Origin of the sequence: Mesorhizobium sp. INR15 (genome assembly GCF_015500075.1) — a bacterium.
Classification (GTDB): Bacteria; Pseudomonadota; Alphaproteobacteria; order Rhizobiales; family Rhizobiaceae; genus Mesorhizobium.
In genome coordinates, this window is the sequence record NZ_CP045496.1 from 6,511,818 (window position 1) to 6,524,520 (window position 12,703).

Annotated in this window: 10 protein-coding genes and 1 pseudogene; 5 read left to right on the forward strand and 6 right to left on the reverse strand. The window is 62.2% G+C overall.

All coding sequences use genetic code 11. The features are described from left to right. The first annotated feature begins 1 nt into the window (after nt 1). From GA829_RS31590 to GA829_RS37400, 4 genes are all read left to right on the forward strand, one after another. A complete protein-coding gene (locus GA829_RS31590; protein ID WP_258052051.1) occupies nt 2–2,077 on the forward strand; it encodes a hydantoinase/oxoprolinase family protein in 2,076 nt (691 codons plus the stop codon). Beyond that, a complete protein-coding gene (locus GA829_RS31595) occupies nt 2,077–3,768 on the forward strand; it encodes a hydantoinase B/oxoprolinase family protein (protein ID WP_195176443.1) in 1,692 nt (563 codons plus the stop codon). The genes GA829_RS31590 and GA829_RS31595 overlap by 1 nt, the downstream gene beginning before the upstream one ends. A 52-nt stretch (nt 3,769–3,820) precedes the next feature. Continuing rightward, complete coding sequence (locus tag GA829_RS37395) at nt 3,821–4,123, forward strand: dihydrodipicolinate synthase family protein (RefSeq protein ID WP_308462310.1); 303 nt, start codon at nt 3,821–3,823, stop codon at nt 4,121–4,123. Nucleotides 4,124–4,283: 160 nt separating this feature from the next. After that, a complete protein-coding gene (locus tag GA829_RS37400; RefSeq protein ID WP_308462311.1) occupies nt 4,284–4,613 on the forward strand; it encodes a dihydrodipicolinate synthase family protein in 330 nt (109 codons plus the stop codon). A 271-nt stretch (nt 4,614–4,884) separates the two neighbouring features. Here the strand turns inward: GA829_RS37400 and GA829_RS31605 are convergent, their stop codons facing one another. Continuing rightward, on the reverse strand, nt 4,885–5,085 hold the full coding sequence (locus GA829_RS31605) for a helix-turn-helix transcriptional regulator (RefSeq protein WP_195176444.1): 201 nt from the start codon (nt 5,083–5,085) through the stop codon (nt 4,885–4,887). Nucleotides 5,086–5,213: 128 nt separating this feature from the next. Continuing rightward, on the reverse strand, nt 5,214–8,261 hold the full coding sequence (gene traA, locus GA829_RS31610) for a Ti-type conjugative transfer relaxase TraA (protein WP_195176445.1): 3,048 nt from the start codon (nt 8,259–8,261) through the stop codon (nt 5,214–5,216). A gap of 275 nt (nt 8,262–8,536) precedes the next feature. Between traA and GA829_RS31615 the strand changes: the two are divergent. Then, nucleotides 8,537–8,863, forward strand: a pseudogene (locus tag GA829_RS31615) (conjugal transfer protein TraD); the annotation flags it as partial. Nucleotides 8,864–9,571: 708 nt separating this feature from the next. Here GA829_RS31615 and GA829_RS31620 read toward each other — a convergent pair. The 4 genes from GA829_RS31620 to GA829_RS31635 all read right to left on the reverse strand — a co-directional run bounded on the left by GA829_RS31620 (nt 9,572) and on the right by GA829_RS31635 (nt 12,616). Next, nucleotides 9,572–10,435 (reverse strand): VOC family protein, encoded by an 864-nt coding sequence (locus GA829_RS31620; protein WP_195176446.1) that lies wholly within the window; start codon nt 10,433–10,435, stop codon nt 9,572–9,574. Nucleotides 10,436–10,489: 54 nt separating this feature from the next. Then, nucleotides 10,490–10,933: a DoxX family protein gene (locus GA829_RS31625; RefSeq protein WP_195176447.1), complete on the reverse strand. Its 444-nt coding sequence runs from the start codon at nt 10,931–10,933 to the stop codon at nt 10,490–10,492. Nucleotides 10,934–10,959: 26 nt separating this feature from the next. After that, entirely contained in the window at nt 10,960–11,589 is a 630-nt protein-coding gene (locus GA829_RS31630) for an NADPH-dependent F420 reductase (RefSeq protein ID WP_195176448.1), read from the reverse strand. 115 nt (nt 11,590–11,704) lie between these two features. Then, nucleotides 11,705–12,616 (reverse strand): LysR family transcriptional regulator, encoded by a 912-nt coding sequence (locus GA829_RS31635; protein WP_195176449.1) that lies wholly within the window; start codon nt 12,614–12,616, stop codon nt 11,705–11,707. Nucleotides 12,617–12,703: the final 87 nt, after the last annotated feature.

Consider the following 12,703-nt stretch of genomic DNA (forward strand, 5'->3'; position numbering starts at 1 on the left):
GATGATGCAGTCTGCCCGGCTCAGCGTCGATATCGGTGGCACGTTCACCGATCTGGTGCTGCTCAGAAATGACGGCCTCACCTTCTCGGCCAAGGTCAGCTCGACGCCGGCTGCCCCCGAGGACGCCGTCATATCGGGCATGGCCGAAGTGCTGGCTGCGGCCGACATCCCTGCCGCGGCCCTCACTGAGGTTTTGCACGGGACGACGGTCGGTTCGAACACGCTGCTGCAGAAACTTGGCGCCCGCACGGGGCTGATCACGACCAAGGGTTTTCGCGACGTGCTGGAAATCGGCCGGCTGCGCACGCCCGGTATGTTCGACCTGACCTGGGACAAGCCGGAACCGCTGGTTGCCAGGCGCTACCGGCTGGAAGTGGCCGAGAGGACCCTGGCGGACGGCACCATTCAAACGCCGGTCAACGCAGGGGACGTGCTCAGGGCAGGCGCCTTCTTTCGTGACGAAGGCATTCAGTCCGTCGCCATCTGCTTTCTCAATTCCTACAAGAACCCAGAGAATGAACGCAGCGCGGCGCAAATCTTCTCGCAGGCTTTCGCCGGGATCGCGGTGACGGCCTCCGTCGACGTGCTGCCTGAGGCGGGAGAATACGAGCGCACCTCGACGGTAGCCGTGAACGCTTACGTGCTGCCGCCGCTCAAGGGGTATCTCGACCGTCTCGAGCATAAATTGCGGTCGGCAGGTGTCACCGCGCCGCTGTTGATCGGCAATTCCAATGGCGGCCTGTCTGCGTCCGCCACCGCGCAGAGCAAGCCGGTTTTTTTCATCTCGTCAGGTCGTTCTTCGGGCGCCGTCGGCGCCGCACGCCTCGGTGCGGCTCTGGGCGAACCCAATCTCGTTGCCTTCGACATGGGTGGAACGACGGCATCAGCGGCACTCGTCCACCGTGGCGTGCTGAGCCGCACGCACGAATACGAGTTCCGCGCCGGCATGTCGGTGCCGTCGCGCTTCATCAAGGCGGGTGGCTACATGATGCGGGTGCCGACCGTGGATGTGGCCGAGGTTGGCAACGGCGCCGGTTCCATCGCCGCGATCGATGCCGCCGGCCTGCTCACTGTCGGCCCGATTTCGGCGGGCGCCGATCCCGGTCCCATCTGCTATGGGCTGGGTGGCGCACGGCCGACGGTAACGGACGCCAATGTCGTGCTTGGCTATCTGCCGCCGCGACTGGCTGGCGGTACGCTGAGGCTGGACGTCGAGGCGGCGCGCCTAGCGATCGACAAGATGCTGGGAAGCCCCCTCGGGCTCTCCGCCGCAGCAGCGGCCTGCGGGATCCGGGAGATCGCCAATGCCAACATGGTTCGCGCCATCCGTGCCGTGACGGTCGAGCGGGGTCTCGATCCGCGCGACCTCACGCTGCTTGCCTTCGGCGGTTCGGGTCCGGTGCACGCCTGCGATCTCGCCAGAACGCTCGGCATCACACGGGTTGTGTTTCCGCCGTCGCCAGGGGTGTTCACGGCAATGGGCATGCTGGCCGGCAGCATCGAACATCACGAGTTGCGGTCGGCGCAAGCGAGGCTCGATCTGCTGGGGTATGAAGTGGTTGAAAGGTTGCGGCGCGAGATGCGCGCGGCCGCTACCATGGCGCTGACAAGACAGGGCTATGCGGGCGAGACGGTCGGCTTCAGCGAGGCGATCGATCTGCGCCTCGAGGGACAGGACGGGTCGCTGTCCATACCGTTCTCCGGTGCGTTCGACGCAGCATCCCTGCGGCCGGCGTTCATCGCGGCCTATCGCGACACCTACGGCTACACGCCAAACGACGCGGTGGAAGCGGTGGCGCTGCGGCTACATGCCCACGCGCGGATATCGGAGCCGCTCGATTTCACCGCCCTCAAGGCCGCACGGACCGATGTCGGTGCGCGGGACGAGAGGCGCATGGTGCACTTCACCCGCGACGCGGCGATCGAGACGACGATCGTACCACGTGCGTCAGTGGTATCGGCGCTCTCCGGACCGGTGATCATCGAGGGCGCGGACACCACGATTGTCATCCCGCCCGGAATGCGGGTCGAACCAAATGCGACCGGCAGCCTGATCGCGACGCCGGAGTCTGCTTGATGACAGCCATCGATCCCATCACGTTCGCGGTCATCAAGTCGGGGCTCGACACCATCGTCGACGACATGGCCTACGCGGTGATGCGCACTGCCCGCTCGCCGATCGTGCGTGATGTTCTCGATTATTCGGTGACGCTCTGCGATGCCAGCGGGCGGATCCTCAGCCAGGCAAAGACTGTCGCCCTGCACTTGGGCGCCGTGCCGGACGCGATGGACGTGATCGTCGAGCGCTTCCGCGACGACATGTTCCCCGGCGACGTGATCGTGCTCAACGATCCCTATGACGGGGGCATGCACCTGCCAGATATCTTCATGTTCAAGCCGATCTTTTCCAGCAAACGATTGCTCGGATTTTCCGTCGTGATCGCCCATCATTGCGATGTCGGTGGCCGGGTGCCGGGCTCGAATGCGTCGGATTCCACGGAGATTTTCCAGGAAGGCCTGCGCATCGCGCCGATGAAGCTCTATGAACGCGGCCTGCCCAACAGGACGTTGTTCAAGATCATCGAGAAGAACGTGCGGCTGCCGGCTCTTGTGCTCGGCGATCTCGATGCCCAATACGCCACTTGCAACATCGGCGAGCGCGAGATGTTGCGGCTGTTCGAGCGGTACGGCGAAGAACTGGAAGCCTATTTCGACCGGCTGATCGACTACGGCGAGGAACTGACGCGCAAGGCGATCGCCGGCTGGCCGGATGGCGAGTACGCCTTCACCGATTACATCGATGGCGATGGCTTCTCGTCCGCGCCGATCCCGATCGTCTGTCGGATCACGGTGAAGGGCGACCATCTGTGGGTCGACTTCGCCGGCTCATCGCCACAGGTGAAGGGTGCGATCAATTCCACGCTCTCATTCGTCAAGTCCTCGACCTATCTGACCATACGCTGCGCCCTCGACCACGACGTTCCCAACAATGCCGGCGTCTATCGCTGCATCACCGTGACGGCGCCGGAGGGATCGATCCTCAATCCGAACATGCCGGCTCCGGTGGCGGCGCGGGCGCTGACTGGCTACCGCGTCGTCGACACGGTGATGGGGGCTTTGGCACAGATCGCGCCGAAGCGGCTGATGGCGGCAGGCGAAGGCGGCAACACGGTGGTCGCCATCGGCGGCTATCACGGGCCTGAGCGCAAACCTTTTATCCTGGTGGATATGATCAACGGTGCCTGGGGCGGTCGGTCCGACAAGGACGGCATCGAAGGTATCACCAATCCCAGCCAGAACATGTCGAACCTGCCGATCGAGACGATCGAGGCGCGCTACCCCGTGATGATGGAGGAGTATGCGCTGCGAGAAGATTCCGGCGGCGCTGGGCAATTTCGTGGCGGGCTAGGACTGGTGCGGCAATATCGCCTGCTGGCGGACACGGCGGTCCTGCAATTGCGCGCCGACCGTCACGAGCATTCGCCCTATGGGCTGTTCGGCGGACAGGCAGCGGCGAGTTCAAAGAATCTGCTGAAACAAGACGGCGAATGGCGCGTGCTGCCGGCAAAGGTGACGCTGGAGATAGGCAAGGACACCGTGATCCGCCATGAACAGGCTGGCGGCGGTGGTTGGGGCGACCCGACAAGTCGCGGCCGAGACTCCATCGCGACCGACCTGGCCAACGGAAAGATCTCACCGGCGCGCGCCATGGCCGACTATGGATTTGAGGCAGAGCCAAAGGCAGACGGCGACGACACTTCAACCTGACGTTCAACACACAATGCCGGATAAGGTGCCTGCAAAAACTGGGGATCTGAATATGACTTGGACAGGCGTATTTCCCGCTGTCGCCACGAAGATGCAGGCATCTGAAGCGATCGATATCGAAGCTACCCAGAACAGCATCGATAGGCTCATTGAAAATGGCATCTCCGGCGTGATCGTGCTGCCGATGCTTGGCGAAAATGCCACGCTCACTCAGTCGGAACGCGACACAGTCGTTCGCGCCGCGAAAGAAGTCGTCGCGAGCCGCAGCCGCTGCTGTCGGGCCTTCCGGAGCTGTCCACCGACAATGCATCGGCTGCGGCTCGCAACTACCAGAAGCTTGGAGCCGAAGGCCTGATGACCTTCCCTGTCGCACCGACCGCCAGGAGACCGTCGCCTGGTGCAAAACGGTGGCCGAGGCGAGCGATCTGCCGGTCATGATCTAAAACAACCCCATTGCCTACAAAGTTGACGTTGATGTCGAAACGCTGAAGGCACTGGTCGACGTACCCGGCATCGTGGCCGTCAAGGAAGAAACCGGTGACATCCGCAGGGTCACCGACCTGTTTAACGCCTTCGGCGATCGCTTCGATATCTTTTGTGGCGTGGACGATCTGCTCCTTGAAAGCCTGGCGCTGGGTGCCATTGGCTGGGTCTCCGGCATGACGAATGCATGGGCAGCCGAGTGCGTATCCCTGTTCAACACGGCACGCGGCGGTGACTTCGCGGCGGCACTTCCTTTGTACCGGCTGCTGACGCCGGCGTTCCATCTCGATACCGACGCCAAGTTTGTCCAGTACATAAAACTTGCCGAGCATCTGGTGTACGGCGCCCCGGAGCATGTCTGAAAGCCACGCCTCCCGATCACTGATGACGAACGAGCGATGGTGGAAGGAGTAATTCGACGCGCGATTTCGGATCTGGCTGCGCCTACCAATTCTTGAAGGTAGACGTCCAGCAAACTCCACTTGAGCTTTTGGGGCCTGTGGTTTTGGCGTAGTCACTACGCCGTGAAGCAGCAATTGTCAGAGCTACGCCGACGCAAGACAGTTCGCCGATGCCTTGGCAATCAAGCCTATTGGCGCCCAGCGGTGGTCGGCTTCGGACAGTAGTGGCGTGCTATTCCATCCGAGCCCACCAGCCGGTGGGACGCTCAACCCACCGGTTGATATCGGATTTATGCCAGCCAGCGCCGTTTATGCTGATCCTGATCTGAGCCGGGAACGTACCTTCGGCGATCTTGCGATAGAGCGCTGAACGGGACAGGCCAGTCCGGTCAAGGACGGTTCGGAGCCGTAAGATGCGATCCGGCCCGGACATAGCGCACCTGCTTCTCACTGGTTGTTGCTGGTATCCGCTGAGACAGACAGGACGGACTGATGCTGGACGCAATCAGGTTTGTCATGCCATCCGCCTGCGGGGTGGAAACGGCGACAAATCGGACGTGTTCAGATCCCAATGCCACGGCCCCTACCGATGCCATGGCTGAATGCGAGTTCCGAGGCGAGGTTACGGCCGGAATCGGTATGAATGCCAAGATCGTGCTTGCGGTTGGCAAGGAGGGATTCAAGCTGCGGATCGCGTTCGAGGCTTTTTGCCATGTCGGACATGGCCGAGCGCGTTGACTTGTAGCCGGACATGTCGCCGGCCTGGTATTGATGCTGGCCCGTGCGGTCGAGCTTCTGCCAACGTTCCACGAAACGGTCGGCGCGGCGGCCCGGGTCGGTATCCAGTCCGGTGCGGATTTCCGTCTCAAGCTGGAGAGCGAGCACGATGCGGTTGACCCGACCGGTCGCCGCCTCACGGACAAGCTCGGGATTTTTCGCGTAGGCCGCTTCGGCATCGCGCCAACCATGCGGCCGAACCTTCTCGAACGCGCCGCGGGCGTCCCTCAATTCGCGCATCTGCTCGGGAGTGCCCTGACCGTGCGCATTTCCGGTTTGGATAACAACATCGAGTGCGCGCGCGTGACGAACAAGCGCGTTCGTGCGCGCGCGGCGCAACGCCGCTTCTGGGTCGACCTGCAAATCCGTTTCGCGTTGCGCTCCCCTGGCGGAAGCTTCTCTTTCAGGCGCGGGACCGGCCTCTGCAATTTGCGCTCCAACATTTTCTCTTCCCGGCCCGTGCCCACGGTCCTGGCTGGGCTCGGCGTCTGCGGGCGAGCGCAATCCGTCGAGCGACCGGGCGATCCTGTCGCGCAGCTTCTCCGGAACGATCCGGCGCACTATCTCGACCACGCGCTCGCGGAACGTGATGCCGCGCCGCTCGGCATAGATCCGCGCTGGATCGGCTTGTTCATAGTCGGATGCCATGTCCTTGGCGCGGTCGCGTGACAGCGTGCGGATGAGCCGGTCGCGTGTGGCAAAGTCGTCGCTGCCGTAGTGCAGATCAGTGCCATCTCTATGCCGCGACAGGGCGACATAGCTGCCATGGACGTCCATACCCGGTGTTGCCAGAACGTGGGTACGGTCAACCGTCATGCCCTGCGCCTTGTGAATGGTCGCGGCATAGCCGTGGTCGATGTGGGCATAGTCTTTGAGATTGAAGCGCACCGACCTGCCGTCGTCGGTGCGCACGGCCATGCTCTGTGTGCTGACCTCCTCAATCACACCAAGCGTGCCGTTCTTGACGCCGAGTCCACGCTCGTTGCGCAGGAACATGACGCGGTCGCCGCTTGCGAAGTTCCTTACGCCGCGTTCGACTGTGATCTGAACATCGTCGCCGAGATCGCCGGCAGCGCGCATCCGGTCGCGCGCTGCCTTGTTGAGCGCACGCACCTCGTCGTTTGTGTGGGTGAGAATGATCCGGCTTGCCTCTGGCTGCGCCTGCCTGTCACGATCCCAACGCTCGACCAGATCGCTGCGCGCCTCGTCACGCGTCGCGGCCTGATGCACCATGCCTTTGTCGTCATACGCGCTGATCGCAGCGCCGATCCTGCCAGTTGCCAGATCACGCGTCGCATCACGCTGCCAGTCCTCGCGCTGCCGGCGCACCTGGCCAATCTCGACGCCGCCGTGGTGCTCGTGGAGGGAGCGGAATGCAGCGCCGGCTTCGATCGCCTGTAGCTGCTGCGGATCGCCGACGAGGACGACTTTTGCGCCAACGTCCGCCGCATGGGAAAGCACGCGCTCCAACTGGCGCGTGCCGACCATGCCGGCTTCGTCGATCACCAGGACATCGCTCGCGGTGAGCAGATCGCGGCCCTGTCCCCAACCATGTTCCATACTGGCGATAGTGCGCGACGGGATGCCTGATCCGCCTTCCAGATTCTCGGCGGCAATGCCGGAGAGTGCCGCGCCTCGAACGTCGTAGCCTGCTGCTGCCCAAGCCTGGCGGGCAACGCCCAGCATTGCACTCTTGCCTGTTCCGGCAAAGCCGACAACGACACCAAGGCCGCGCCCATCGGTGATGTGATCCAGCGCATCGGTCTGCTCGCCTGAAAGGACAAGCCCGCGTTGCGCAGCCCGCTCCAGCGCTGCCTCACGATGTGCGTCACTCACCGCATGTCGCTCGTCCAAATCGATGCGTTGCGCCGCGCGATGCAGACGCTGTTCCGTCTCGATCATCTGCCGGGTGGTAAAGCGATCTTCTCCGCGTCCGTCCTTGCCGAGTTCGACCAGATAGGGCGCGTTGCCGATGGCTGCCATGACCGCATCGAACTGCTCAATACCGTCGCTGTGTCGATGCGAGAATTTTGCAATGTCCTTTCGGGTGAAGGTCGATTGCTGATGCGTGATGGCATCGAGCGCCACGGATGGATTCGCGATAATCCGCGCGCCATTGTCGCGCGCGATCTCGCGATGCAGTTCAGCGCGATCTGCTTCAATGCCGCCAGCGTCAAAGCCCGCACCCTCGATGCGTTGCGCCGGCGCTCCAATCTGGGTCTGCGGCTCCAGCGCAATGCCTTGCGCTTCCATACTGCGATGATCGATGCGGGCGTCGATGTCGAGTTCGGCAAGCCGCTCATTGGCAAGCTCCGCCCATCGCTCGCGCCAGCGCTCGACCAGCTCGGTCTGGTTCCAGTCTCGCACTTTCGCACCAAAACCGTTCTCGTCCACCGACCGCATGGTGAGCATGACATGGGCATGCGGTTTGGGACTGCCATCCTCTGCCCTGTCCCAATGAACATTGAGATCGGCGACCATGCCTTTGCTGACAAACTCGACTTGTACAAAGTCGCGCGCCAACTCGATGCCTTGCGCCTGGCTCAGTTCGCGTGGAAGGGCAAACTCCACCTCGCGGGCAAGCTGCGCGTCCTTGCGCACCTCGAACGCCTCGACATCGTTCCACAGCCGTTCGCGGTCGCTCCAGGCTTCCGGTGCATTCTCTGGAAGCAAGACCTCGGAATGGACAACACCGCGCTTGGCCGAGAAGTCTTGGACACGTTCGATGCGCTCATCACGCAGTCGCGAGGCCGAGCGGTAGGCGGCGGATGCCACAGCGCTGCTTCCAGCCTTGCGGCCAATGACCTTGACGTGAAGATGATAGATCGCCATCGCGACAGGATCATTTGCACGTCAAACCACACGTCGGCACGACGTATAAGCGCGCCCTCCCTCGAAAAATTCTCTGGATGGACCAGCCCGTCCCGGGCTGTCTCGGCAACCCTGAAGCCTTCCGGAAGACGCTCCCCTATCATTGCCGCATCGACATCAGATGGAGACAGCCATGCGTAAACATGGGCTAATCGCGGCGCGACTCACGATCTATTCCGTCGGGACGGCGGATGGTGAAGGTGGTTGCTCCTCGATAGAATCGGAAGCGGGCTCACAAGGCGCGACAGCTCAAAAACCGAAAGGTTCAGCAACTTGGCGAGCTGGTGATCGCCACCGGCGCCGATCAGCTCAGCAGAGACGAACTGGCCGGAGCGCTGGTCGCGATCGCGGAAACGAAAGACACAGCAAAGCGTGAGGCATGGGCCAAGCGTGGTGTGACGTTTTTCGAAAGCCGGTCCCGGCGAGTTGCTCCAGCATCTCAACGCAACCATCGCGGCGCTCCAGCACAACCGGGCAGCCCACAATCGCCAGCAAAAAAGGAAAAGTCCAAATCAAGGCATGGCAACGCAAGGAGAGGGCCGCCGACTGAAGTGGACCCGTAGGCGTCTGTCGCATTGTGCAATCTTGAACGGAGAGAGCGATGTCAAAGACAGGTGTGAATGCAATCCCTTAGCTCGATCTACCCCTGTCTCGGCAAGTGGTACGAAATCTGCCGGCTTGTCTGAGTACGACTATGGAACGGCTACGGACATCACCGCTCTTACATCACCCTTTTTGCAGCCACCTCGGCCTTAGGTTAGAAGGACGGAAATGCGCTTAACTATGCTGATTTCGGTAGGATTGCTTATCTTCTTGACTGGATGTGTCACCGCGCCAAAAGCACGCCGCACGACCTCTCGGATGCAGAAAAACATCGGATCAAGTCCAACCTTCTCGTCGCGCTGAAGACCCCGGACGCACTGTTCTCAACCGTTCGCGCTGTCGTTTCCCGGTCCGGCAAGATGACGGTATGGGGATGGGTCAGGGTGGTCCGACTTTCCGGACTATCCCAGGTACCCTGACAACAGGCCGTTCGCGGTCACTTACACTTATGACGAACCGCAGCTCAGGGATTTCCACCTCTTACATTTTGCCAATAAGCAGAGCGAAGTCCCTCCGTTGTACGTCCTTTGCTCGACGCTCGGAATTCCGTTTTGACCGAGGGAAAGGCGCGAAGCCGGCCACCCCGCCCGGCTCGCGATCCTTAGCCGCCGCCATGCGGCGGCAGCCGATCACGAGCTGTCCTTTAAGACTCAACGCATGGCCGCTTTTCACTTCCGGATTTTAATTGCGGTGCCCCAAGGGTCAGAGAATCTCACCGCACTCCTCTCGTTCGTGTGGGCGATTGCCATTCCTTCTGCCCGGGCGACTAGGCTTGCCAACACATCGGCGTCCCGTGCAATGATCTCCACCTCCTCTAGCCCGGCCGTTCCGGATGGGCGGCCCGCGACCCCGCGACTGTTCCAGACGTTGCCCGCGAGCTGATGATGGTAGCCGCCGCTGCCATAGAAGGTTGCGCCGGGATAATCGACGGCCACGTCGAACCCGAGCACATCGCGATAGAAGCGGTCCGCCACAGCCGTGTCCCCGACCTGGAGATGGACGTGTCCGATGCTGCCGCCTTCTGGGAAGCCCACCCAGTCCGTTCCCCCTGATGCCTTCAGCAGGTCCTCGACGTCGAGGCGTTCCGTCGTCATCTGGATGTTGCCGTCCTGATCGCGCCACCTTGAAACGGGTCGATCCGCGTAGACCTCGATTCCGTTCCCTTCTGGATCGCTGAGATAAAGGGCTTCACTCACGATATGGTCTGAAGCACCCTGAAGCCGTATTCCCGCGGATCTCACAAAGGACAGCCAGCGGCCGAGGTCCGCACGGGAGGGCATGAGGAAGGCCGTGTGAAACAGCCCTGCCTGTCGCGGATCGCCACGGCTGAGGGCGGGGTCGCCGTGCAAGGTGACCATCGGCGTTCCATTCGTGCCCAGCGTGGCGCTTCCCTTGCTTTCGGCGACGGGGGTCAGGCCAAGAACGCGTTGGTAGAAGCTCGAAACCGCATCCAGGTCGCGCACCTTGAGGGTGACGGTGCCGATGCGCATGGGCGCGGCGTTCATGTCGAAGAATTCAGATGTGTCGGTCATGATGGTGCTCCAGCGAGATGGGCCGCGGCTCATGCCGTGGCCATTGAGGCGAGATCAGGCCTTGGTACGATTCAGTGAGAACGTGCCGTTTCCAAGCAACGCCTGGACAATAAGGGTGACCGTCCAAAATGCGGGAAATTCCCAACCGCCGCCTTCATTCGTGAAGAAGAAGCCGGCGTCGCCATGGGGAGCGTAGATCGAGCCGAGCAGTACTGGCACCAGCGCAAGTGACACCCAACGGGTGGCGACGCCAACGATCAGGGCGATGCCGCCGGCAAGTTCCGCCGCGATGACAATGTAAGCGAGGAAACCTGGAAAGCCGAGGCTTTCGAAGAATCCCACGGTGCCAGCCGGGGTGAAGATCATCAGCTTCAGCCAGACGTGGGCGAGAAATAGGACGCCCATCGAAACCCGCAGGATCGTCGCGGCGAGATCGGCATTGCTCACACCATCGATGAGGGTCGGCCGGGTGGAATTCTGAATAGTTGCGTAGGTCATGGTCGTGTTCCTTGTGTCTAAGATGATCAGGCAGCGCGCTGCCAGGTGGGGGCCATGTCGGTTCCGTGGCCGAGGCCGTAGCCGAGCGTGATGTTCAGCGCCGCGACAGGCTCCAGAAAACGAGCCGTGACGAGGCTTCCCGTGTCGGTCGCTTCGAACCCGGCGCTACTTGCCAGCTCGATGACCACGGACCGGGCGTCGGCATCGTCCGAGGCCACGAAGGTAGTGGCGGCACGGCCACCGGCCTTCCCTCCGTTCTGGAGCACCTGCGCGAAGATCGTGTTGAAGGCCTTCACCACCCGCGCCTGGGGCGCATGCTTCTGGAGTTCTTCGGCGGCGCTGGTCGTGTGGCCGATGCTGAGGCCGGAGAAGTCGGCTTTCATCGGGTTGGTGATGTCGACCAAAACCTTGCCGGACAGTCCGCCTGCGGCGTCGATCGCCTCGGCAGCTCGTTCATAGGGAACGGCGAGCACGACGATATCGGCTCGTGCAGCGTCGGAAACGGCCGCTGAGGCTACTCCGTTGCCGACATCGCGGGCGGCCGCTTCCGCCTTGGCAACATCACGAGCGGCGAGTGTGACGCGATGTCCGCCCTTAGCGAAGAGGGCGGCAAGGCCCTTGCCCATGTTGCCGGCTCCAATGATCGAGATGTCCATCTTCGTTCTCCTTGCGAAAGCGCCTTCCTGGCGCGGTCACCTGAAGATGGGGGAGATCACGTGGTATGATAATCCGGCTCATAGGAAGATGATTGCATCCAGAATGGAAGCAATGTCACCAGCCCGCCTCCCATGCCGGAACACCTCGGTAGCGCTCGACGAGGGCGTCGACGAGCAGTCGTACCTTGGCTGCGAGATGTCGGTTGTGAGGATAGAGAACGTGAACGTCGTAGGGTTCGCTCTCGAAATCCCGCAGGAGGCGGACCACCCGCCCGGACCGGATGGCTTCCCCGGCAACGAAGCCTGGAAGGCAGGCAATGCCCAGGCCCTCTTCCGCTGCCTGCAGACAGGCTTCCGTATTGGAGTAGCGGATGCGCCCCCTCACGCCCGCCGTGTAAGCCTTTCCGGAGGGATGCCTGAAGGGCCATTTCTCGGGTTCGCGGAAGTTGGTGTCGATGATGCAGGCGTGGCGTGTCAGGTCCTCGGGTTTTTCGACCGGGTTGTGGTCCTCGACATAGGCCGGAGCTGCGACGACGACTATGCGGACGGCGCACAGCCTGCGGATGGTTAGGCTCGAGTCAACGGGGCGCCCGACACGCACTGCCATGTCAAAGCCCTCGTCCACCAGGTTCACCACCCGATCGGTGAAGCTGACGTCGAGCTCGATGTCGGGATGCCTGCTCGCGAACTCATTGAGCGCAGGGGCGAGTTCGGTGGTGCCGAAGGTAAGTGGAGCCGTGAGGCGAAGCCGCCCGCGCGGTGACTGGGAGATATTGCGGATGTCGAGGTCGAGGGTCTCGAGATCGTCGATTAGAGGGCGTAGCCGCTCGTAGTAGGCCTGCCCGGCTTCGGTCGGCGAAACCGAGCGGGTTGTCCGGTTTAGGAGCCTTACGCCGAGGTTCGCCTCCAACCTCGAAACGAGTTTTGATGCCTGTCCGGAACTGGTCTTCAGCCGTGCCGAAGCGCTGGCGAACCCCCCGGTTTCCATCACCGCGATGAACATCCGGTCGCATTCGAGGCGGTCCATTGCTTCCTCCAACGACACAAAAAAGTGTCGACCGAGGCTATTCTATCTCGATCAGGCAGCAGTGGCGACGGTCGCCTGTAGGCTACG

What these genes read in the sequence shown, in the direction of transcription:
- GA829_RS31620 (WP_195176446.1), bottom strand. Translation starts at nt 10,435, where the DNA reads ATGACCGACACATCTGAATTCTTCGACATGAACGCCGCGCCCATGCGC.
- GA829_RS31595 (WP_195176443.1), top strand. Translation starts at nt 2,077, where the DNA reads ATGACAGCCATCGATCCCATCACGTTCGCGGTCATCAAGTCGGGGCTC.
- traA (WP_195176445.1), bottom strand. Translation starts at nt 8,261, where the DNA reads ATGGCGATCTATCATCTTCACGTCAAGGTCATTGGCCGCAAGGCTGGA.
- GA829_RS31605 (WP_195176444.1), bottom strand. Translation starts at nt 5,085, where the DNA reads ATGTCCGGGCCGGATCGCATCTTACGGCTCCGAACCGTCCTTGACCGG.
- GA829_RS31625 (WP_195176447.1), bottom strand. Translation starts at nt 10,933, where the DNA reads ATGACCTACGCAACTATTCAGAATTCCACCCGGCCGACCCTCATCGAT.
- GA829_RS37395 (WP_308462310.1), top strand. Translation starts at nt 3,821, where the DNA reads ATGACTTGGACAGGCGTATTTCCCGCTGTCGCCACGAAGATGCAGGCA.
- GA829_RS31630 (WP_195176448.1), bottom strand. Translation starts at nt 11,589, where the DNA reads ATGGACATCTCGATCATTGGAGCCGGCAACATGGGCAAGGGCCTTGCC.
- GA829_RS31590 (WP_258052051.1), top strand. Translation starts at nt 2, where the DNA reads ATGATGCAGTCTGCCCGGCTCAGCGTCGATATCGGTGGCACGTTCACC.
- GA829_RS31635 (WP_195176449.1), bottom strand. Translation starts at nt 12,616, where the DNA reads ATGGACCGCCTCGAATGCGACCGGATGTTCATCGCGGTGATGGAAACC.